Below are 20021 nucleotides of genomic sequence, written 5' to 3' on the forward strand. Positions count from 1 at the left end.
GGATGGCCGGTGGTCAGGGAGTCATGCCTGCGACCGGCCTTTCATGGCTCGATCGCGGCGATCAGAACACCGAGGTGTAGTCGCCCAGCTCAACCTGTACGGATTTGATGCGAGTGTAGTGAGCCAGGGTGGTCAGGCCATTCTCGCGACCGACACCCGATTGCTTGTAACCGCCAACCGGCATCTCGGCCGGCGACTCGCCCCAGGTATTGATCCAGCAGATGCCTGCTTCCAGGCGATGGATCGCCCGGTGCGCACGGGCCAGGTCCTGGGTGACGACACCGGCGGCAAGGCCGTACTCGGTGTCGTTGGCGCGGCGGATGGCTTCGTCCTCGGTGTCGTAGACGAGGATGCTCATGACCGGCCCGAAGATTTCCTCGCGCACGATGGTCATGTCGTCACGGCAGTCGGTGAACACTGTCGGCGCGACGTACGCGCCCTTGCCGAACTCCCCGTACGTGACGCGCTCGCCGCCGCACAGCAGGCGAGCCTTCTGCTCCTTGCCGGAGTCGATATAGGAGAGAACGCTCTCCATGTGCGGGAAGCTCACCAACGGACCGAAGTTGGTGTTCTCATCCTGCGGGCTGCCCAGGCGGATGCGCTTCACGCGTTCCAGCACCTTCTCTTCGAAGCGGGCCTGCAGATTGCGCGGGACGAACACGCGGGTACCGTTGGTGCACACCTGGCCGGAGCTGAAAAAGTTCGCCATGACCGCGATATCCGCTGCGCGGTCCAGATTGGCGTCCTCGAAGATGATCAGCGGCGACTTGCCGCCCAGCTCCATAGTGACCTCCTTGAGCGACGAACTCGATGCGCTGGCCATGACCTTCTTGCCAGTGGAGGTGCCGCCAGTGAAGGAAATCTTCTCGATCAGCGGATGCTCGGTCAGCCACTGACCGACTTCGCGGCCACTGCCGGTGAGCACGTTGAACACGCCATCGGGCAGGCCGGCCTCGGTATAGACCTCGGCGAGCTTGAGCGCGGTCAGCGGGGTGACTTCGCTGGGCTTGAAGATCATCGCATTACCGGCAGCCAGGGCCGGAGCGGATTTCCACAGGGCAATCTGGATCGGATAGTTCCAGGCGCCGATGCCCGCGACCACGCCCAGCGGCTCACGGCGGGTATAGACGAAGCTGGTCTCGCGCAGCGGAATCTGCTCGCCCTCGATTGCCGGAACCAGGCCCGCGTAGTACTCCAGTACGTCCGCGCCGGTGACGATATCGACGAAGCGCGTCTCGGCCAGCGGCTTGCCGGTGTCGAGCGTCTCCAGCTCGGCCAGCTCGTCGTTGCGCCGGCGGAGAATTTCCACTGCGCGGCGCAAGATGCGCGAACGCTGCATGGCGGTCATCGCCGCCCAGACCTTCTGCCCTTCCACCGCGCTCTGCACGGCACGTTCGACGTCTTCCTTCGATGCGCGCTGCACCTCTGCAAGGACCTCACCATTGGCCGGATTGATGGTCTCGAAAGTGGCGCCGCTGGTGGCCTCCACATAGCGACCGCCAATGTAGAGCTTCTGTACTTCGAATCGAGCCATGAGGTGGTTGTCCTCTCTTGTTAGATGTCAGTGCGCAAGGCTGGCGCAGCGGGCGCTCATCCCGTCCGCTTCGCCAGTTGTTGATCGAGATAGTCGTAGGCGATGGACAGTGCCTGCTCTGTGTCGAAGCCATCGCCGGAAAGCGCGCCGCGCAGCCACAGGCCATCGATCAGAGCCGCCAGCCCACGGGCCGCAGCACGTGCCTCGGCGAGCGGCAGAACCCGGCGGAACTCGCAGCACAGGTTCGAATACAGGCGGTGGTCGTTGATCCGTTGCAGGCGCCGCAATGACGGCTGGTGCATGCTGGTCGCCCAGAACGCCAGCCAGGTTTTCATCGCCGGCCCGTTGACCTGGCTCGCATCGAAGTTGCCTTCGATGATCGCGCGAAGGTGCGAGCGCGGCTCGTCATCTCTCAGGGCCTTGCGGCGTTCGCCGACGGCCTTGCTCAGCGCCGACATCAGGTGGCGCATCGTCGCCTCCAGAAGCCCGTTCTTGTCCTGGAAGTAGTGGCTGATGATGCCATTCGAGACCCCCGCCAGGCGGGCGATCAGGGCGATGCTGGCGTCGCCCATGCCCACCTGGTCCACCGCCTCGAGCGTGGCGTGGATCAATTGGGAGCGGCGAATCGGCTGCATTCCGACCTTGGGCATTGTTCTATCTCCTCACGCGGGACGCAGTACTGCCGTCCGGCGTCAATGTGGGCCAGTCTATTTTGTTTTTATTGAACGTTCAATCAACTAAGAATAAGCTGCGCTCCGTGAACCTCCCCGAGCCTTGCGTGCAAGCGGGCCCGAACCGTTCATCACCGCGCCACGCTCCAACCGCCAAGGATCGCAGAATCCCGGTCGGAAGTGTCGCGGCGGCAATGCTGTGTCTGTGGTTTGCGGCCCGTCGCCGTGCCTATGCACCGTCGCCGGCCGCCATGCTTTCACTGTCATGGGGTCATCCTCCGAATGAGTACTGCTTCGCCAATAAAAACAAACGAGCAGGTACGTCTGAATCCGATCGTGTTCTACGGCTCCACCGCACTGATCCTGATTCTGACCGCCGCCCTCATCCTCTTCCCCGACAGCGCCGGAGCTGCCCTGAGCCGCACCCAGGCGTGGCTCTCGCATAGCTTCGGCTGGTACTACATGCTGGCCATCGGGAGCTATCTGTTCTTCGTCATCTGGATCGCCTTCTCGCGCTTCGGCCAGTTGAAGCTCGGCGCCGACCACGAGACGCCGGACTTCAGCTACGGCGCCTGGGCGGGCATGCTGTTTTCTTCGGGCATCGGCATCTCGCTGCTGTACTTCGCCGCCTCCGAACCCATCGACCACCTCTACCACCCGCCCGAAGGCATGGCCGGCAGCGCGCAGGCCGCGCGCCAGGCGCTGCAACTGACGTTCCTCCACTGGGGCGTGCACGGCTGGGCAATCTACGCGCTGGTCGGCCTCGCCGTCGGCTACTTTGCCTACCGCCACCGCCAGCCCCTGGCCCTGCGCTCGGCACTGCTGCCGGTCCTCGGCGAGCGCTGGGTCAAAGGCGCCGCCGGCAACGCCGTGGACTGCTTCGGCATCTTCGTCACCCTGCTCGGCCTGGTCACCAACCTGGGCATCGGCGCGTTGCAGGTGTCTTCGGGCATCGAGTACCTGACCGGCATCGAGCATTCCAGGACCACACTGCTGGTGGTCCTGCTGGTGATGAGCCTGGTCGCCACACTGGCCGCGGTTTCCGGTATCGAAAAGGGCATCCGCCGGCTGTCCAACCTGAACATCGTGCTGTTCAGCTCGCTGCTGCTGTTCGTACTGGTCTGCGGCTCCACCCTGGAACTGCTCAATGGTTTCGTACAGAACCTTGGCGACTACCTCAACGGCTTGGTGCTCAAGACCTTCGACCTCTACGTCTACACCGGTGGCGGCGCGGGCAAGAGCGAGGAATGGCTGGGGCTGTGGACCCTCTTCTACTGGGCGTGGTGGATCTCCTGGGCACCCTTCGTCGGCATGTTCATCGCCCGTATCTCCCGGGGCCGCACCGTGCGCGAACTGGTCATGGGCGTCCTGCTGATCCCGCTGGGCTTCACCCTCGCCTGGCTCTCGGTCTTCGGCAACAGCGCGCTGGACCTGGTGATGAACCACGGCGCCGCCGACCTCGGAAAGGCCGCACTGGAGCAGCCATCGATGTCGATCTACCTGCTGCTGCAGCACTACCCGTTCGCCAGGATCGTGATCGGCATGTCGATCTTCGTCGGCTTCGTGCTGTTCCTCACCCCGGCGGACTCCGGTTCGGTGATGCTCGCCAACCTGTCGCGCCAGGGCGGCGACCTCGACGAAGACGCCCCGCACTGGCTGCGCATCCTCTGGTCGGCGGTGATCACCCTGGTGACCATCGGCCTGCTGTTCGCCGGAAACTTCACCGCCATGCAAACCGTGGTCGTGCTGGCCGGTCTGCCGTTCTCGGCTGTGCTGATCCTGTTCATGTTCGGCCTCTACAAGGCCATGCAGGCTGACTACGCAGCACTCCACGGGGAGCGACCGCCAGCCGTCCTGGCACCGACCGCCTGATCTCCCCAGCGGCGTAGCCCATACGCCGCTCGCCTGCCACGGCAGGCCCTTTCGCCCGGCTTCGTGCCGGGCTTTTCTTTTCCCGGCATTGATCCCGGACGCTCCAGCGCATGTTCCGGCGAGAGACTATGGTTTCAGCGAAACCTATCGGGAGAGAGAAATGAGCGACAACCCCCTCTGGCAGGCCCTTGGCCGGCACTGGAAATGGATTGCCCTGCGCGGCGTGGCGGCAGTGATATTCGGCGTACTGGCGATCGCCTGGCCGAGCATAGCCCTCGCCGTGCTGGTTCTGGTGTGGGGCGCCTACGCCTTCGTCGACGGACTCTTCACCCTGCTTGCCGCCGCGCGCATGCGCGAATCCGGAAGACCGATCTGGCCGTTGGCACTGGTCGGCCTGCTGGGTATCGGTGCCGGGCTGGTGGCATTCTTCTGGCCGGCGCTGACAGCGCTCGGCCTTCTGATGCTGATCGCCGTCTGGGCGCTGATTACCGGCGTGCTGCAAATCATCGCCGCCATACGCCTGCGCAACTCACTGGCCAACGAATGGTGGCTCGGGCTGTCCGGCGCAGTCTCGGTGCTGTTCGGCATCCTTATGTTCGCCAACCCCGGCGCCGGCGCAGTAGCCGTGGTGTGGGTGATCGGTGCCTACGCCGTATTCTTCGGCGTACTGTTGATCATGCTCGCCCTGCGCCTGCGCAAGACCTCGACCTTCAATGCCTGATGGCGAGCGGGACTGGTGCCTGTTGCGTCTCGACGACAACGGCAACCAGTACGTCATGCGCCGCAACCTGACCCGCGCCGAGGCACAAGCCCTGGCGCGGGACTATCAGGCGCGTGGGCACAAACAGACCTACTGGGCGGAGCGCGAAACGCCTCGTCCTGCCTGACTCAGCAGCCAGTCAGCAGAACGGGAAATTCCGATACGACAAGAGGAAGTTTCAACAACCAAAACTGCAGCCGACTAGTGAAAATTTCCGCATCCCTCTGCTGAAAAGAATGTCGGATATGCATGCTTCAACACTGGAAAGATGGACTTGGGCGGATCTGGTCAGTAGCTATCGCTTCTGGGCCATCACGATTTATTTCGCAGCAATCGCAGGTAGCGCCACATTACTCACCAGCCATTTCCCGGTGCTCATCAGGCACTGGGCGCAACTGCCCTACTCCGAGCTTGGCCAGATAGTCGCTGCACAACCCATTGGCATGGTGCTTGGTGTTCCGCTGGCTTGGGCGATCAGCAGGAGCAAGGGGGTGGGTAGTCTGCATTGGTTCTCGGTCATCTTTGTTATTGGCGTGGCGCTGACATGCCTGTCTGGCGCCGCACTACCGCTGATTGCACTGGGGTATTTCCTGGTCGGACTGACTCTTGGCGCTACCGCGCTGATCCTGCCGGCCCTCATCGCCCAGGCGACCTCAAGGGTCGAGACCTACATACTTGCGTTCGGTCTTTTCACGTTATTGAAAACCCTCTGTGGGGGAATGTTGGTTCCCGCGTTCGGCGCAGCTACGGATTGGCTGTCTTCGAGCCCGTACTTCCTCTTGGCGCTAGTGGCCGTACCCGTGATCATTGGCGCATTGCTTCTCCTGTCCCTAAACGGTCGCCTGTTCGAAGAGGCACCTCCCTTGCGCCAGATTGCCCCGCATCGCGAGACTCCCCATAACCCGCTGCTCACCTTCCTCCTAACGCTTTTTGTGCCTTTCTACGTCCTCTTCTGGCTCGTCAGAATCCATCGCGATATCCGCTCCTATAGTCAATCGCCATCCTTGCTCACTCCGCGGGGCGCCGGCTGGATGTGCTTTTTCGTACCCTTCGCGTTTCCCATGGCACTATCAGCTATGAGTGACATCCTTCGCGACCTGCTGCAACAACGCGGGCAACCCGCACGAGTCGCGACCGGACTGATGATCCTCACTTCGCTTCTATTTCCACCGCTGGGGGCAGCCTTGATACAGGCCCAGATGAATAGGCTGATTGCACAGGGCTGACGACACTTGGCGGGAGCGGCTGGAGTACGGCCTGCCTTAGGCCGGCGCTTACCTGGTATCGGCGTACAACCGCGAACGGTTGCACGCCCTACCGCCAAGCCTTGCGCAGCGCCTTGAGCGCTTCGGCGATTCGCGCCTCGGGCACCGCCGCGAAGCCCAGCACCAGCCCGGCGCGCTGATCTTCCGGTTCGATGGACTCCGGCAGCCAATAATCGCTCAGCGCATTCACCTCCACACCCACCGCCGCCGCACGCCGCACCAGCTCGCGCTCGCGTTCGCGGCTGTCGACCCGCACGCACAGATGCAAACCCGCCTCCACCACCGGCATCGGCGCGCAGCCGGCGACATCCGGCCAGCCCTGCAACAACGTATCGCGACGCATGCGCGCGGCTCGGCGCATACGCCGTACGTGACGCTGGAAGTGCCCTTCGGCGATGAAGTCGGCCATCACTCGCTGCGTTCCGACCTCCGAGTGCCGCACATCCAGCGCACGGCGTCGCGCGAACGCCTGCGCCAGCGACGGCGGCACCACCAGGTACCCCAGGCGCAGGGCAGGGAAAGTGATCTTGCAGAAGGTGCCGACATACAGCACCCGATCATGGCGATCCAGTGCCGCCAACGGCATCAGTGGCGTTCCGCTGTAGCGATACTCGCCGTCGTAGTCGTCCTCGACGATCCACCCGCCGCTGCGCTCGGCCCACTCCAGCAGCGCCAGCCGGCGCGCCAGCGACAGGGTCACGCCGGTCGGGTACTGGTGCGAAGGCGTGACATACACCAGCCGGCAGTCCGGCAGGCACTCCAGGTTATCGGTGCACAGACCGTCGGCATCCACCGGCACGCCATGCAGCCGTGCGCCGGCCGTGGCGAAAGCGTGACCAGCCGCGCGGTAGCCGGGGTTCTCGATGGCCGCGCCGTCACCCTCGGCCAGCAGCACCTGGGCACACAGCGCGATGCCCTGCTGGGCGCCGCTGGTGATGATGATCTGCCCGGCGTCGCAATGCAGGCCGCGGGTGCTGCGCAGATAAGCGGCGACCAGTTCGCGCAGGCGCTGCTCGCCGGCGGGGTCGCCGTAACCCAGGCAGTCCAGTGGCGGGTCGCGCCAGAAGCGCGCCTGAAGACGCGCCCAGGTGTCGAACGGGAACAGGTCGAAAGCCGGCACACCGACCCGGAACGCTCGCGGCGCGCCGGCCGGAGGCATCGGCAGGTGATGCCGTTCCAGGCGCTCCAGGCTCGGCGCATCGGGGCTGCGCGCCGCACCGCGTACCGCGCCAAGCGCCGGCAAAACCCGCTCGGCGACATAAGTGCCATCGCCCGTCCGGCCCTCGATGTAGCCCTCGGCATAGAGCTGCTCGTAGGCACGCACCACGGTATTGCGCGAAACGCCCAGCGCGGCTGCCAGGTCCCGGCTGGCCGGCAGCCGCGAGCGCGCAGCCAGACGGCCATCAAGGATGCGCTCGCGCAGCGCCTGGAACAGTTGCACGCCCAGGGGGCGATCCGGATCGAGGCGAATGCCGGAGGGGTTGAAGGGCAAGGGAACGCTCATGGAAGGACTCCCGCAAAGGCGCTAATGGTTCCTCAAATTTCACCACGAATGGCTCTTTAGCAGAACCAATTCCCGACCTAGTCTGGAACCACTCCAACGCACACAAGGTTGTCTTCCATGTCTTCCGCCGTCGAAATCCGCCCGATCACCGCTGACGATCACGCCGCCTGGCTGCCGCTCTGGCAGGGCTACCAGCGCTTCTACAAGACCACCATCGACGAGGCCACCACCGCCGTCACCTGGCAGCGCTTCCTCGATGCGGCCGAGCCGATGCACGCCGCCCTCGCCTGGCGCGATGGAGAAGCCATCGGCATGGTGCATTTCATCTACCACCGCTCCTGCTGGACCCAGGGCGACTACGTCTACCTGCAGGACCTGTACGTCGCCGAGAACAAGCGTGGCGGCGGCATCGGCGCGGCGCTGATCGAGCATGTCTACGCCCACGCCCGCGCCAACGGCGCTTCGCGGGTGCACTGGCTGACCCACGAGAGCAACACCGACGCCATGTTCCTCTACAACCGGATCGCCGACCGCTCCGGTTTCGTCCAGTACCGCAAGATCATCTGAGCCGGAGCGCACCATGACTGAGCAACAACCCCTGAACTGGCGCCCGGTCGCCAGCCCAGAACGCCGCACCCTGCCCGGCCGCTACGTGAACCTTGCACCGCTGGACCCGGCTACCCACGGCGACGACCTGTGGCAGGCGCTGCAAGGCCCCGACTCCGATCCGGCACTGTGGGACTACCTGCCCTACGGCCCCTTCACCGAGCGCGCAGGCTTCGACGACTGGCTCACCGGCAATGCCGCGAGCGCCGATCCGATGTTCTTCGCCGTGATCGACCGTACCAGCGGCCGCGCCGTCGGCCTGCTCAGCTTCTTGCGGATCACTCCCAAGGACGGCGTGATCGAGATCGGCCACATTGCCTTCGGCCGCACCATGCAACGCACTCCGGCGTCCACCGAAGCGGTCTACCTGCTGGCCCGGCTGTCCTTCGAGCTGGGCTACCGGCGCCTGGAATGGAAGTGCAACTCGCTCAACGCCCGCTCGATGCGCGCGGCGCAGCGGCTGGGCTTCACCTTCGAAGGCACCTTCCGCCAGCACATGGTGGTGAAGGACCGCAACCGCGACACCGCCTGGTTCTCGATCATCGACAGCGAGTGGCCGCGCTGCCAGCAGGCCTTCGAGGCCTGGCTGAGTGCGTCCAATTTCGACGGTGAAATGCTGCAGCGGACGCACCTGGCGGACCTGCGCCTGCGCTGATCTTTTCAATCTTCGGGAACTGCCCGGCGCGCAGAGGATCGGTGATACTGAATCCTTTCCACCGCAGTCCCGGAGACCACCATGAGCAGCGACATCCAGACCCCCAGCGTCGAACAGGTGCAGATCGACCAACTGCCCTGCTGGCGGATACACACCGCTTATGGTGAAGCCCTGATCGCCCAGCAGGGTGCGCAACTGCTGAGCTACCAGCCCCACGAACAGCCACCGCTGGTCTGGCTGAGCGATACCGCGCAATACCGTCACGGCCAGTCGGTGCGTGGCGGCGTGCCGGTGTGCTGGCCGTGGTTCGGCGACCTGGCGCGCAATCCGGTGGAAATCCGCACCGCCTTCACTGGCGACACGCCTCCGGCCCACGGACTGGTTCGCGCGTTGGACTGGCAACTGGATGACATCGCCGAAGAACAGGGCGAACTGGCCGCGCACTTCAGCGTCGATGCCCGCCACGGCCTGCCCGGCTGGCAACATTCCGCGCGCCTGGAACTGGCGATGCGCTTCGGCGAACGCCTGACCCTGGAGCTGACCACCCACAACCTGGGCGACAGGCCGCTGCCGGTCAGCCAGGCGCTGCACACCTACTTCGCCGTCAGCAACAGCCGCGAGATCGCCATCGACGGCCTGCAAGGCTGCCGCTACATCGAAACCCTGGAAGACTGGGAAGAACGCCAGCAACACGGCGTAGTGCGCATCGCCGGCGAAACCGACCGCATCTATCTGGATGTGGAAAAGCCGCTGGTGATCCGCGACCCGCTCTGGGAGCGAGCCATCCACATCCAGGCCGGCGGCTCGCGCTCGGCGGTGGTATGGAACCCGTGGATCGACAAGGCAGCGCGGCTGTCGCAGTTCCGCGACGATGCCTGGGAAGGCATGCTGTGCATCGAGACCGCGCGGGTCTGGGACGACGTCATGAGCGTGGCGCCGGGGCGCAGCGAGACGATGCGCGTGACGATCTGGGGCGAGGCGCTCAACGACTGATCGCTCGAGACCACCGCGGGAGCGGGCGGAGCCGCTCCTGCGAAAGCAGCACCTGGCGAAATCGAAGCCAGCCGTGAAGCCCCATCGACACGCTCGGGCGAACCTCGATGGCTATCGATTCGCTCCACACACTGCGAGCCCGTTCCTACAGGTCGCTCTCCTCCACCGGCCGCACCTTGGCGTCATCGATGGCATAGGCCGCGTCGGCCATTTCGTTGCTGACCGTCTCGATCTTCAGCGTGCCGCTGACCCAGATCGGGTTGTAGATATCGTCGATCTGGATGCCCTTGGGATAGCGCACCAGCACGATCTGGTTCGGCGGCGGCGGCGGCACGTGAATGCACGCGCCCGGATAAGGCACCAGGAAGAACTCGGTCACGCGGCCCTTGGCGTCGTTCTCCAGCGGCACCGGGTATCCACCCAGACGCAGTGCCTTGCCGTTCAGCGCGGCGACGGTCTTGGTCGAGTACATCACCTTCGGCAGGCCCTTGTCGGACTGCTTCAGGCCACCCTTGTTGGTGAAGGTGCCATTGGCCTCGGGGCCGTTGTGGGTGATCTCCGGCATGTCCTCCAGGGCCTTGCGGTCGGCGGGCGGCATCAGGGACAGCCAGTCGGTTTCGGGCAGTTCGGCGGCACAGGCCAGGGAAGTCAGCAGCACCAGGCTGCAGGCGAGCAATGTACGGCGCATCGTGGACTCACAGGCGGGAAATTCCTCCAGCACCCTCCCCCGTCGCGGGAGAGGGCCGGAAATCACCGTCAATTCTTCTTGATCAGACCGTAAATGACCAGCAGCACGATGGCGCCGATCACCGCGCCGATGAAGCCGGCCGCCTGCCCGGCCGCGTAGATGCCCAGGGCCTGGCCACCGTAGGTAGCCAACAGCGAGCCGCCGATGCCGATCAGGATGGTCATGATCCAGCCCATGCTGTCGTCACCGGGCTTGAGGAAGCGCGCGATGAGTCCGACGATCAGGCCGATGACGATGGTTCCGATGAATCCCATGACAGTCCCTCCTTGTGGGTTGAGCGCGGTAGGGCGCGCCTGTCATCGGACAGTGTAGGAAAGGCTGGCGTTCCGTGTTCCGCCGCCGGGGCGGGGCGACTGGCGGACAGAAAAAAGCCGCATCGGCGAACGATGCGGCTTTTCGGGATGCCGGCAGGGCGATGCGTCAGCCCTTGGCGATCAGCGCCTCGACCTCGGCGATGCGCGCCTTGAGGGTCGGCAGGTCAACGCTGCGCAGGGTTGCATGACCCACCTTGCGCCCGGCCTTGAAGGCCTTGCCGTAGTGATGCAGATGGCAGTCGGCGATGTTCAGCACGTCGGCTACCGGCGGCACTTCGCCGATGAAGTTGAGCATGGCGCTCTCGCCCACCTTGGCGGTGGAGCCCAGCGGCAGGCCGGCGATGGCACGGACGTGGTTCTCGAACTGGCTGCACTCGGAACCTTCGATGGTCCAGTGGCCGGAGTTGTGCACGCGCGGGGCGATCTCGTTGGCCTTCAGGCCGCCGTCGACCTCGAAGAACTCGAAGGCCATCACGCCGACGTACTCCAGCTTGTCCAGCACGCGGCCAACGTAGTCTTCTGCCAGCGCCTGCAACGGGTGGTCGGTGCTGGCCACGGAGAGGCGCAGGATGCCGTTCTCGTGGGTGTTGTGCACCAGCGGGTAGAAGCGGGTTTCGCCGTCGCGGGCACGCACCGCCACCAGCGAGACTTCGCCGGTGAAGGGCACGAAGCCTTCCAGGATGCACGGCACGCTGCCCAGTTCGGCGAAGGCACCAGCCACGTCTTCGGGCTTGCGCAGGACCTTCTGGCCCTTGCCGTCGTAACCCAGGGTACGGGTCTTCATCACCGCCGGCAGGCCGATACCGGCCACGGCGGCATCGAGGTCGGCCTGGGACTGCACATCGGCGAAGGCCGGCGTAGGGATGCCCAGGTCCTTGAACATGGACTTCTCGAACCAGCGGTCGCGGGCGATGCGCAGCGACTCGGCGTTCGGGTAGACCGGTACGAACTGCGAGAGGAAGGCTACGGTCTCGGCCGGTACGCTCTCGAACTCGAAGGTCACCAGGTCGACTTCATCGGCCAGTTGGCGCAAGTGCTCCTGGTCGCCGTAGTCGGCTCGGATGTGCTCGCCAAGGGCTTGTGCGCAGGCGTCGGGCGCCGGATCGAGGAAGGCGAAGTTCATGCCCAGCGGGGTGCCCGCCAGAGACAACATGCGGCCGAGCTGACCGCCACCGATGACACCGATTTTCATGGTTCGAGCCTGTGCTTGCTAACGCGGTTCGGGGTTGTCCGCGCAGCAAGGGCAGCGCGGACGGTCATTGCTTACGCTTCGCGCGGGTCCGGGTTTTCCAGGACCGAGTCGGTCTGGGCGGTGCGGAACTGCTTCAGCGCTTCGTGATACTGCGGGTACTTGCCACCGAGGATGCTTGCGGCCAGCAGGGCGGCGTTGGTCGCGCCGGCCTTGCCGATGGCAAGGGTAGCGACCGGAATGCCGGCCGGCATCTGCACGATCGACAGCAGGGAATCGACGCCCGAGAGCATGGAGGACTGTACCGGCACGCCCAGCACCGGCAAGTGGGTCTTGGCGGCGCACATGCCCGGCAGGTGGGCGGCGCCACCGGCGCCGGCGATGATCACTTCGATGCCGCGGCCATCGGCCTCTTCGGCGTACTGGAACAGCAGGTCCGGCGTGCGGTGGGCGGAAACCACCTTCACTTCGTACGGAATGCCGAGCTTGTCCAGCATGTCTGCGGTGTGGCTCAGGGTGCTCCAGTCGGATTTGGAACCCATGATCACGCCAACCAGTGCGCTCATCGTCGTGCCTCTCTCAAGTGCGCTCTTGGGCGCGTCAGAAACCAACAAGCCACGCTCGTCGGAGGCGTGGCTTGTACGTGGCCAAACCGGCGGGCAGTGCCGGCTTGAAGGCGGCGCAGTATACCGCAAAGGGCAGGGCATCGTGCACCTGCCATGACCGTCCGTCCCGATTTCGTCATTTCAGAGTACGGCGCATCCGGGATGACCAGGGAAAAGCTTGCCTCAGCTCAAGATGGCCTAGTCTCAGAGACTCAGACTCTTCTGTCATCCCTGCCCGGATGGGCAGTTCCCTCATCCTTCAAGGAGCGAGCGCAATGTCCACGACCCTGCCCACGACCATGAAAGCCGCTGTCGTCCACGCCTTCGGCGAGCCACTGCGGATCGAGGAAGTCAAGGTTCCCCTGCCCGGCCCTGGGCAGATCCTGGTGAAGATCGAAGCCTCCGGTGTCTGCCATACCGACCTGCACGCGGCCGAAGGCGACTGGCCGGTGAAACCCAGCCTGCCGTTCATTCCCGGCCATGAGGGCGTCGGCTTCGTCGCCGCTGTCGGCGCCGGCGTCACCCGCGTGAAGGAGGGCGACCGCGTCGGCGTACCCTGGCTGTACACCGCCTGCGGCTGCTGCGAACACTGCCTGACCGGCTGGGAAACCCTCTGCGAAAGCCAGCAGAACACCGGCTACTCGGTGAACGGCGGCTACGCCGAATATGTACTGGCCGACCCGAACTACGTCGGCATCCTGCCCAAGGGGGTCGACTTCCTCGAGATCGCGCCGATCCTCTGCGCGGGCGTCACCGTCTACAAGGGCCTGAAGGAAACCGAAGCGCGCCCCGGCCAGTGGGTGGCGATTTCCGGCATCGGCGGCCTGGGCCACGTCGCCGTGCAGTACGCCAAGGCAATGGGCCTGCACGTAGTGGCCGTGGACGTCGACGACGCCAAGCTGGAACTGGCCAGGCGCCTGGGCGCCAGCCTGACCATCAACGCGAAGAAGGAAGACCCGGTGCAAGTGGTGCAGCGCGACATCGGCGGCGCCCACGGCGTACTGGTCACCGCGGTGTCCAACAGTGCCTTCGGCCAGGGCATCGGCATGGCCCGCCGCGGCGGCACCGTATCGCTGGTCGGCCTGCCACCGGGCGACTTCCCCACGCCGATCTTCGACGTGGTGCTCAAGGGCCTGCACATCACCGGCTCTATTGTCGGCACCCGCGCCGACCTTCAGGAAGCCCTCGACTTCGCTGGCGAAGGCCTGGTGAAGGCCACCGTCAGCGCCGGCAAGCTGGATGACATCAACGCCATCCTCGACAGAATGCGCGCCGGGCAGATCGAAGGGCGCATCGTGGTCGAGATGTAAGGCCTCCGCGCGGGACGGCTCCCGTCCTGCGCTTCAAGCCTGAAGCCGCCCTCTATCCGCAAACGGGAGAGGGCGGCTTTGGCCTTATGGGTGCCGCACTCGTCACCTCAGGACGTTTCGTCCAGCCCCAGCCCCCCTTCCAGCTTGCGCCACAGCAGGCGGATCTGCGCCTTGCGCACCAGCGCGCAGCGGTACAGGCGGATTTCCTGCGGGACGATCCAGTGCGGGCCTCCGCACACCGCCAACTCGCCGCGCGCCAGCTCCGCCTCCATGCTCAGGCGCGGCACCCAGGCCACGCCCATGCCCTGCAGCGCCATGCTCTTGAGGCTGTCGGCCATCGCGGTTTCATAGACCGTGGTGTAGCGCAGGTTGCGCTGGCGCAGCAGCAGGTTCACCCCGCGCCCGAGGAAAGCACCGGCGCTGTACGCCAGCAGTGGCACGCTTTGCCCGCTGTCCAGGTCGTAGAGCGGCACGCCGGCGGAGTTCACCGCGCACACCGGCAGCATCTCGGTGCGGCCCAGGTGCAGCGAGGGGAAGACTTCCGGGTCCATCTGCAGCGCGGCATCCGGGTCGTAGAACGCCAGCATCAGGTCGCAGCCGCCTTCACGCAGCAGGTGTACCGCCTCGCCCACGTTGGTCGCCACCAGGCGGCTGGCGATGTTCAGCCCCTCTGAACGCAGGCGGGCAATCCATGCCGGGAAAAAGCCCAGCGCCAGAGAGTGCGCGGCGGCGAACTGCAGCACCTCGCCCTGCCCGCCTTCCAGGTGGTGCAGGTGGCGCACCACCTGGCCGAGCTGCTCGACCACCGCGCGGGCGGTGACCAGGAACAACTGGCCCGCCTCGGTCAGCTCGATGGGTGTGCGCTGGCGGTTCACCAGGGTCAGCCCGAGGGCGTCTTCCAGGCTGCGGATGCGCCGGCTGAACGCCGGCTGGGTGACGAAGCGTTTTTCCGCCGCCTGGGAAAAGCTGCGCGTGGTGGCCAGGGTGCTGAAATCTTCCAGCCATTTGGTTTCGAGGTTCACGTCATCTCCAGCGCGTTGTCGCGCCTGATCGATTGGTCAGGAGCCGGGCGCGCGTAACACAGCCATACGCTCGCCGTCACCATTTCGTCACAGGGTACATTATGCCGTTTGTGCATGAGACAACTTTTAACAGCATTGGCCGACGATCGGCGAAATCCCTAGTCTACCGGGCATCGCGGCACTGGCCGTGTTCTTCCGAGACAATCCCCGTCATGTCCCCTGTTGCATCGTTCCGCATCGAGAAAGACCTCCTCGGCACCCTCGAAGTACCTTCTGACGCCTACTACGGCATCCAGACCCTGCGCGCTGTGAACAACTTCCGCCTCTCGGGCGTGCCGCTGTCGCACTACCCGAAACTGGTCGTCGCCCTGGCGATGGTCAAGCAGGCGGCAGCCGATGCCAACCACAAGCTCGGCCACCTGCCGGCAGACAAGCACGCCGCCATCAGCGAAGCCTGTGCCCGTCTGATCCGTGGCGATTTCCACGACCAGTTCGTGGTGGACATGATCCAGGGTGGCGCTGGCACCTCGACCAACATGAACGCGAACGAAGTCATCGCGAACATCGCGCTCGAAGCCATGGGCCATGCCAAGGGTGAGTACAAGTACCTGCACCCGAACAACGACGTGAACATGGCGCAGTCGACCAACGACGCCTACCCGACCGCCATCCGCCTGGGCCTGCTGCTGGGCCACGACACCCTGCTGGCCAGCCTCGACAGCCTGATCCAGGCCTTCGCCGCCAAGGGCGTCGAGTTCGCCGGCGTACTGAAGATGGGCCGTACCCAGCTGCAGGACGCGGTGCCGATGACCCTCGGCCAGGAATTCCACGCTTTCGCCACCACCCTGGGCGAAGACCTCGACCGCCTGCGTCGCCTGGCGCCGGAACTGCTGACCGAAGTGAACCTCGGCGGCACCGCTATCGGCACCGGCATCAACGCCGACCCCGGCTACCAGAAGCTGGCCGTCGAGCGCCTGGCTGAAATCAGCGGCCAGCCGGTAGTCCCGGCCGCCGACCTGATCGAAGCCACCTCCGACATGGGCGCCTTCGTGCTGTTCTCCGGCATGCTCAAGCGCACCGCGGTCAAGCTGTCGAAGATCTGCAACGACCTGCGCCTGCTCTCCAGCGGTCCGCGTACCGGCATCAACGAGATCAACCTGCCGCCGCGCCAGCCGGGCAGCTCGATCATGCCGGGCAAGGTCAACCCGGTGATTCCGGAGGCCGTGAACATGTGCGCCTTCGAAATCATGGGCAACGACCTGGCACTGACCATCGCCGCCGAAGGTGGCCAACTGCAGCTGAACGTGATGGAGCCGCTGATCGCCTACAAGATCTTCGACTCGATCCGCCTGCTCCAGCGCGCGATGGACATGCTGCGCGAACACTGCATCACCGGCATCACCGCCAACGTCGAGCGCTGCCACCAACTGGTGGAACACAGCATCGGCCTGGTCACCGCGCTGAATCCGTACATCGGCTACGAAAACTCCACCCGTATCGCCAAGACCGCGCTGGAAACCGGCCGTGGCGTACTGGAGCTGGTACGCGAGGAGCAACTGCTGGACGAAGCCACCCTGGCCGACATCCTGCTGCCGGAAAACATGATCGCCCCGCGACTGATTCCGCTGCGCGCCTGATCACTTGCCCGGCGCAGGCCGGGCACGTCTCACCGGTTGAGGGGGAGTACTCCTTCCTCACCTTTCAGGGATCGGTTACCCCCGTTCCCTTCTTTTACACCCGGCGCCGCGGATTCTTCCGGGGCGCCACATCTCACCGGTTGAGAGGCCATTTGGCCGCTCTCCACTCGAAGGGACACCGCTTACCCCGGTGCCCCTTTTTTTTACCTTCGATTCGGGCACGGCGAAAAACCTCGCGGCAGATTCCGCTCGCAGGATGAGTGGAGTGATGCGATCGCCATCGAACCTCGCGCCACCGCGCCGATGGATATCGCACGCAGGCTTCGATTGCGCCAGACGAGAGTCGAGCAGGAGCAGGCGCCGTCGGCGATCAGCGCAGTACGAAGCGGCCCGCAGTGGATGCCCGAAGCTCAATCCTGCCGTTGCAGATGATCGAGAATCCGGCGGTTGAGCGCGGCGATACGCTCTACGGCGTCGGCTTCGTCGCGGTCCCCATCCTGCGCGCCGAGCTGGCGGGCGCAAAGGTTGAGCGCGGAGAGCACCATCAGTTCATTGCTGGTGACGTAGGGGAATTTCTTCTTGCTGGCGGCGATCTCCGCCTGCAGCAAGGTGGCCGCGTCCTGCAGCCGGCGCTCTTCCCCGGCCGGCGCACGGACGCTGTACTCGCGCCCGAGAATGCGCAGGACGCGGACGCCATCGCCACTCATGCGCTGGCGCGACTATCGCTGACGCGGCGGATCAGCGCCTGCAGGCGGGTGGCCGTGGCGTTGTGCTTCTCTTCCTGCTCCATAAGGGACAGTTGCAGGCTGTCGTTCTCCTCGCGGACCTTGAGCAGCTCCTCGCGCACCTGGGCGTTGTCCTGAACCAGCACTTCGTTCTGCTGCAGCAGTTCGGCCACCAGTTGTTCAAGTTGTTCGAGGGTGGAATCGAGCATGGGAGCCTCCGCAAAGTGTTTCAAAGGGTGCGGAGGATAAAGAATGGAGTCACGCGGGGCCAGCGGAAACGGTGATCTTCGGACAAGCAGTATGCTGTCAATTCAATGGCTTACAGATTCAATCTCGTGTTATTTCAATGATTTCCGCCATATCCGTGGTTCGCGCCGGAAACGGCCCGCTCCTGCGGATGCCGCACACAGGAGAGGACTCTACCCGGTCCGCCGCGGTCAGCCCCGTATCACACCCTCTTCGCGCAGCAGCTTGAAGATCGCCTCGGCACCCGCCTGCGGCGTGACGTCCTTCAGCACCTGGCCAGTACCGCCAGAAGCCTTGGCGGTGGCAGCCTTCATGCGCTCCGCGCCGGTCTTTGCCTTGACCACCTTGAGCCGCTTGGGCCGCGCGCGCGCCGGTTGCAGATTGCCCTCATCCAGCAGCGGGTCGGCCACCACCTCCACTTCGCAGGCCTCCAGATAACCCCGGCGGGCCGGGCCGAAGGCGCTCTGGCGAGCCGTCGGCCCGGCGTTGTCGACGCTGGCGACGAAGGGCAGCCGCACTTTCAGGCGGCGGCGCTGGCCGCGTGGCAGCGCCTGGAGCACCTGGGCACTGCCGCCTTCTACCTTCTCCACCTCCGCCAGCCCGACCACCAGCGGCCAGCCGAGGCGCTCAGCCAGCAGGAAGGGCAACATGCCGGAGCCTTCCCCGGTTTCCGCCTGCGTACCGGTCAGCACCAGTTGCGCATCGCTGTCAGCCAGGTAGTCCGCCAGCGGCGGCAGCGCGTCGGCGCCCGGCGGTTGCTCCAGCACGGCCAGTTCGTCCAGGCCCATGCCGAGGTAGCCGCGCAGAGCTTCTTCCCCGGCGTCGCCGGCATGCACCACGCGCAGGCGCTTGCCGGCCAGGCGCATGCCCAGCTCCACCGCGCGGGCGTCCTGGTCGGCGCGGCGCGCACGACCGGAAGCCGGGTGGGCGCCGATGGAAACCAGGGCGACGATGTTCAGGTCATTCATAAGCCACCTCGGGCTCGCAAGCTGGCGTAGGGCGAATAACGCGCAGCGTTATCCGCCGATGTGGCGATGGCGGCGGATAAAGCCTGCGGCTTTATCCGCCCTACAGTCGGAGAGCCCCCCTCAGGCCGCATCGCGCGCCCCTCCGTTGCGATGGGCCTCGGCCAGTTCGATCAGCGCCTGGAGAATCGCGGCGGAGTCGCCGATCACCGAGAGATCGGCGCGTTTGATCATGTCGCAACCCGGGTCCAGGTTGATCGCCACCACCTTGTCGCAGGAACCGATGCCTTGCAGGTGCTGGATCGCCCCGGAAATGCCCACAGCCAGGTAGACCCTCGCAGTGACCCAGGTGCCGGTGGCGCCCACCTGGCGCGCGCGCGGCATGTGGCCGTCGTCCACCGCCACGCGGGATGCGCCTTCGGTGGCGCCGAGGGCTGCGGCGGCGCGGTGGAACAGGTCCCAGTCCTTCACGCCGTTGCCGCCGGAGAGGATGAATTCCGCCTCGGACATCGGAATCTGCGCCGGGTCCACGGCGACCGGGCCGAGGTCCTCGATGCGCGGCAGGTTGCGTGCGACGTTGTTCGCCAGTGCCACAGGCCGTACCTCATGGCGTGTCTCGCTGACCGGCTCGGCGCATTCGGCGGAGGCCAGGATCAGGCGTGGCAGGCCACGGTGCAAATCCTGCTGGCCGGCACCGGCGCGGCCGACGCAGCGCTCGCCCTCGGCCTGCCACACGCGAGTCGCCGGACGCTCGCCCAGGCTCGCGGCCAGGCGACGGCCCAGTTCGCCGCCACCGCTGCGGCTATCGGGCAGCAGCCAGTGGCGCGGGGCGAACTGGCTGTTCACCGAGCGCAGCGCCAGCACCCGTTGTTCCGGGGCGTAACCGTCATATTCATTGCCTTCGATCTGCAGCAGGCGGTCGACGCCCGCTGTATCGAAGGCGCTTTCCTTGTGCTCGCCGAAGATCACGGCGAGCACCGCGCCGTCGTTGCCGGCGAGCTTGCGGGCCAGGCCCAGCAGGTCGCGGTCGTGGCTGGAAAGGCGGCCGCCGACCATGTCCGGCACCACGGCAATCAGAAAAGCCGGCTGCTCGATCGTCACCAACGGCAACTGCACCACTTCCGGCGCGCTGCTGCGCTTGCCGCCGGTGCCCTGCTGGCCACCGGAGCGGTCGATGCGCTTGATGCCGTTGGGGCCGATGAAGCCGACCGCGTGGGGGTTCTTGCGCAGCACGCCGCTTGGGCCCATCCAGCGGCTTTCGCCGCCCTGGGTCGACTGCATGGCCGCGTGCAGCGGGTGCAGGCGGTTGCGGGCGATCCACTCGGCGCGCGGATCGCGGCGGATGATGTCGCTCATGCTCGATGCTCCAGGCTGGTGTAGGGCGAATGACGCGAAGCGTT

General features: G+C 65.5%; 21 protein-coding genes. 9 read left to right on the forward strand and 12 right to left on the reverse strand.

All coding sequences use genetic code 11. The features are described 5' to 3' along the window. Positions 1–61: 61 nt before the first annotated feature. Together betB and betI are read right to left on the reverse strand one after the other, a co-directional pair. Positions 62–1534: a betaine-aldehyde dehydrogenase gene (gene betB, locus OU419_RS27980; protein ID WP_254469534.1), complete on the reverse strand. Its 1473-nt coding sequence runs from the start codon at positions 1532–1534 to the stop codon at positions 62–64. Between the two features lie 56 nt (positions 1535–1590). Beyond that, complete coding sequence (betI, locus tag OU419_RS27985; RefSeq protein ID WP_254469535.1) at positions 1591–2184, reverse strand: transcriptional regulator BetI; 594 nt, start codon at positions 2182–2184, stop codon at positions 1591–1593. A 357-nt stretch (positions 2185–2541) separates the two neighbouring features. Between betI and OU419_RS27990 the strand changes: the two genes are divergently transcribed. The 4 genes from OU419_RS27990 to OU419_RS28005 all read left to right on the forward strand — a co-directional run bounded on the left by OU419_RS27990 (position 2542) and on the right by OU419_RS28005 (position 6063). After that, the gene (locus OU419_RS27990; RefSeq protein ID WP_254470310.1) at positions 2542–4077 is read left to right on the forward strand and encodes a BCCT family transporter; all 1536 of its coding nucleotides are present in this window, start codon (positions 2542–2544) and stop codon (positions 4075–4077) included. A gap of 160 nt (positions 4078–4237) precedes the next feature. Then, the gene (locus tag OU419_RS27995; protein ID WP_254469536.1) at positions 4238–4798 is read left to right on the forward strand and encodes an HdeD family acid-resistance protein; all 561 of its coding nucleotides are present in this window, start codon (positions 4238–4240) and stop codon (positions 4796–4798) included. Next, positions 4791–4964, forward strand: a complete 174-nt coding sequence (locus OU419_RS28000; RefSeq protein ID WP_254469537.1) for a hypothetical protein — start codon at positions 4791–4793, stop codon at positions 4962–4964. The genes OU419_RS27995 and OU419_RS28000 overlap by 8 nt, the downstream gene beginning before the upstream one ends. A 118-nt stretch (positions 4965–5082) precedes the next feature. After that, positions 5083–6063: a hypothetical protein gene (locus OU419_RS28005; RefSeq protein ID WP_254469538.1), complete on the forward strand. Its 981-nt coding sequence runs from the start codon at positions 5083–5085 to the stop codon at positions 6061–6063. 88 nt (positions 6064–6151) lie between these two features. Here OU419_RS28005 and pdxR read toward each other — a convergent pair whose 3' ends face one another. After that, positions 6152–7606 carry a MocR-like pyridoxine biosynthesis transcription factor PdxR gene (gene pdxR / locus OU419_RS28010; protein ID WP_254469539.1) on the reverse strand — a complete coding sequence of 485 codons (1455 nt, stop codon included), beginning with the start codon at positions 7604–7606 and terminating at the stop codon, positions 6152–6154. Positions 7607–7723: 117 nt separating this feature from the next. Here pdxR and OU419_RS28015 point away from each other — a divergent pair, with 117 nt between their 5' ends. From OU419_RS28015 to OU419_RS28025, 3 genes are all read left to right on the forward strand, one after another. After that, complete coding sequence (locus tag OU419_RS28015) at positions 7724–8173, forward strand: GNAT family N-acetyltransferase (RefSeq protein WP_254469540.1); 450 nt, start codon at positions 7724–7726, stop codon at positions 8171–8173. A gap of 13 nt (positions 8174–8186) precedes the next feature. Continuing rightward, positions 8187–8867 (forward strand): GNAT family N-acetyltransferase, encoded by a 681-nt coding sequence (locus OU419_RS28020; RefSeq protein WP_254469541.1) that lies wholly within the window; start codon positions 8187–8189, stop codon positions 8865–8867. Between the two features lie 81 nt (positions 8868–8948). Next, entirely contained in the window at positions 8949–9860 is a 912-nt protein-coding gene (locus OU419_RS28025) for a D-hexose-6-phosphate mutarotase (RefSeq protein ID WP_254469542.1), read from the forward strand. 145 nt (positions 9861–10005) lie between these two features. On the opposite strand, the gene OU419_RS28030 is transcribed toward OU419_RS28025, so the two are convergent. From OU419_RS28030 to purE, 4 genes are all read right to left on the reverse strand, one after another. After that, positions 10006–10548: a DUF3299 domain-containing protein gene (locus OU419_RS28030; RefSeq protein ID WP_254469543.1), complete on the reverse strand. Its 543-nt coding sequence runs from the start codon at positions 10546–10548 to the stop codon at positions 10006–10008. Between the two features lie 68 nt (positions 10549–10616). Continuing rightward, positions 10617–10862, reverse strand: coding sequence for a GlsB/YeaQ/YmgE family stress response membrane protein (locus OU419_RS28035; protein WP_081519143.1), 246 nt, complete (start codon positions 10860–10862; stop codon positions 10617–10619). Between the two features lie 166 nt (positions 10863–11028). Then, complete coding sequence (locus OU419_RS28040) at positions 11029–12114, reverse strand: 5-(carboxyamino)imidazole ribonucleotide synthase (RefSeq protein WP_254469544.1); 1086 nt, start codon at positions 12112–12114, stop codon at positions 11029–11031. 71 nt (positions 12115–12185) lie between these two features. After that, positions 12186–12677, reverse strand: a complete 492-nt coding sequence (purE, locus tag OU419_RS28045) for a 5-(carboxyamino)imidazole ribonucleotide mutase (RefSeq protein ID WP_254469545.1) — start codon at positions 12675–12677, stop codon at positions 12186–12188. Positions 12678–12991: 314 nt separating this feature from the next. Between purE and adhP the strand changes: the two genes are divergently transcribed. Next, complete coding sequence (gene adhP, locus OU419_RS28050) at positions 12992–14026, forward strand: alcohol dehydrogenase AdhP (protein WP_254469546.1); 1035 nt, start codon at positions 12992–12994, stop codon at positions 14024–14026. Positions 14027–14133: 107 nt separating this feature from the next. On the opposite strand, the gene OU419_RS28055 is transcribed toward adhP, so the two are convergent. Next, positions 14134–15048 (reverse strand): LysR substrate-binding domain-containing protein, encoded by a 915-nt coding sequence (locus OU419_RS28055; RefSeq protein ID WP_254469547.1) that lies wholly within the window; start codon positions 15046–15048, stop codon positions 14134–14136. A 212-nt stretch (positions 15049–15260) separates the two neighbouring features. On the opposite strand from OU419_RS28055, the gene OU419_RS28060 reads away from it, so the two are divergent. Continuing rightward, complete coding sequence (locus OU419_RS28060; RefSeq protein ID WP_254469548.1) at positions 15261–16685, forward strand: aspartate ammonia-lyase; 1425 nt, start codon at positions 15261–15263, stop codon at positions 16683–16685. 410 nt (positions 16686–17095) lie between these two features. Here OU419_RS28060 and OU419_RS28065 read toward each other — a convergent pair whose 3' ends face one another. The 4 genes from OU419_RS28065 to etfA all read right to left on the reverse strand — a co-directional run bounded on the left by OU419_RS28065 (position 17096) and on the right by etfA (position 19977). Then, positions 17096–17392 carry a cell division protein ZapA gene (locus OU419_RS28065; RefSeq protein WP_254469549.1) on the reverse strand — a complete coding sequence of 99 codons (297 nt, stop codon included), beginning with the start codon at positions 17390–17392 and terminating at the stop codon, positions 17096–17098. Further along, positions 17389–17619 carry a hypothetical protein gene (locus tag OU419_RS28070; RefSeq protein WP_254469550.1) on the reverse strand — a complete coding sequence of 77 codons (231 nt, stop codon included), beginning with the start codon at positions 17617–17619 and terminating at the stop codon, positions 17389–17391. The genes OU419_RS28065 and OU419_RS28070 overlap by 4 nt, the downstream gene beginning before the upstream one ends. 228 nt (positions 17620–17847) lie before the next feature. Beyond that, a complete protein-coding gene (gene etfB, locus OU419_RS28075) occupies positions 17848–18624 on the reverse strand; it encodes an electron transfer flavoprotein subunit beta (RefSeq protein WP_254469551.1) in 777 nt (258 codons plus the stop codon). Positions 18625–18744: 120 nt separating this feature from the next. Next, the gene (gene etfA, locus OU419_RS28080) at positions 18745–19977 is read right to left on the reverse strand and encodes an electron transfer flavoprotein subunit alpha (RefSeq protein WP_254469552.1); all 1233 of its coding nucleotides are present in this window, start codon (positions 19975–19977) and stop codon (positions 18745–18747) included. Positions 19978–20021: the final 44 nt, after the last annotated feature.

Source organism: Pseudomonas triclosanedens, assembly GCF_026686735.1.
In the GTDB taxonomy this organism is placed as follows: domain Bacteria; phylum Pseudomonadota; class Gammaproteobacteria; order Pseudomonadales; family Pseudomonadaceae; genus Pseudomonas; species Pseudomonas triclosanedens.

Excerpts from the sequence above, each read along its gene's own strand:
- betB (WP_254469534.1), bottom strand. The coding sequence starts at position 1,534 with ATGGCTCGATTCGAAGTACAGAAGCTCTACATTGGCGGTCGCTATGTG.
- betI (WP_254469535.1), bottom strand. The coding sequence starts at position 2,184 with ATGCCCAAGGTCGGAATGCAGCCGATTCGCCGCTCCCAATTGATCCAC.
- OU419_RS27995 (WP_254469536.1), top strand. The coding sequence starts at position 4,238 with ATGAGCGACAACCCCCTCTGGCAGGCCCTTGGCCGGCACTGGAAATGG.
- OU419_RS28000 (WP_254469537.1), top strand. The coding sequence starts at position 4,791 with ATGCCTGATGGCGAGCGGGACTGGTGCCTGTTGCGTCTCGACGACAAC.
- OU419_RS28005 (WP_254469538.1), top strand. The coding sequence starts at position 5,083 with ATGCATGCTTCAACACTGGAAAGATGGACTTGGGCGGATCTGGTCAGT.
- pdxR (WP_254469539.1), bottom strand. The coding sequence starts at position 7,606 with ATGAGCGTTCCCTTGCCCTTCAACCCCTCCGGCATTCGCCTCGATCCG.
- OU419_RS28015 (WP_254469540.1), top strand. The coding sequence starts at position 7,724 with ATGTCTTCCGCCGTCGAAATCCGCCCGATCACCGCTGACGATCACGCC.
- OU419_RS28020 (WP_254469541.1), top strand. The coding sequence starts at position 8,187 with ATGACTGAGCAACAACCCCTGAACTGGCGCCCGGTCGCCAGCCCAGAA.
- OU419_RS28025 (WP_254469542.1), top strand. The coding sequence starts at position 8,949 with ATGAGCAGCGACATCCAGACCCCCAGCGTCGAACAGGTGCAGATCGAC.
- OU419_RS28030 (WP_254469543.1), bottom strand. The coding sequence starts at position 10,548 with ATGCGCCGTACATTGCTCGCCTGCAGCCTGGTGCTGCTGACTTCCCTG.
- OU419_RS28035 (WP_081519143.1), bottom strand. The coding sequence starts at position 10,862 with ATGGGATTCATCGGAACCATCGTCATCGGCCTGATCGTCGGACTCATC.
- OU419_RS28040 (WP_254469544.1), bottom strand. The coding sequence starts at position 12,114 with ATGAAAATCGGTGTCATCGGTGGCGGTCAGCTCGGCCGCATGTTGTCT.
- purE (WP_254469545.1), bottom strand. The coding sequence starts at position 12,677 with ATGAGCGCACTGGTTGGCGTGATCATGGGTTCCAAATCCGACTGGAGC.
- adhP (WP_254469546.1), top strand. The coding sequence starts at position 12,992 with ATGTCCACGACCCTGCCCACGACCATGAAAGCCGCTGTCGTCCACGCC.
- OU419_RS28060 (WP_254469548.1), top strand. The coding sequence starts at position 15,261 with ATGTCCCCTGTTGCATCGTTCCGCATCGAGAAAGACCTCCTCGGCACC.
- OU419_RS28065 (WP_254469549.1), bottom strand. The coding sequence starts at position 17,392 with ATGAGTGGCGATGGCGTCCGCGTCCTGCGCATTCTCGGGCGCGAGTAC.
- OU419_RS28070 (WP_254469550.1), bottom strand. The coding sequence starts at position 17,619 with ATGCTCGATTCCACCCTCGAACAACTTGAACAACTGGTGGCCGAACTG.
- etfB (WP_254469551.1), bottom strand. The coding sequence starts at position 18,624 with ATGAATGACCTGAACATCGTCGCCCTGGTTTCCATCGGCGCCCACCCG.
- etfA (WP_254469552.1), bottom strand. The coding sequence starts at position 19,977 with ATGAGCGACATCATCCGCCGCGATCCGCGCGCCGAGTGGATCGCCCGC.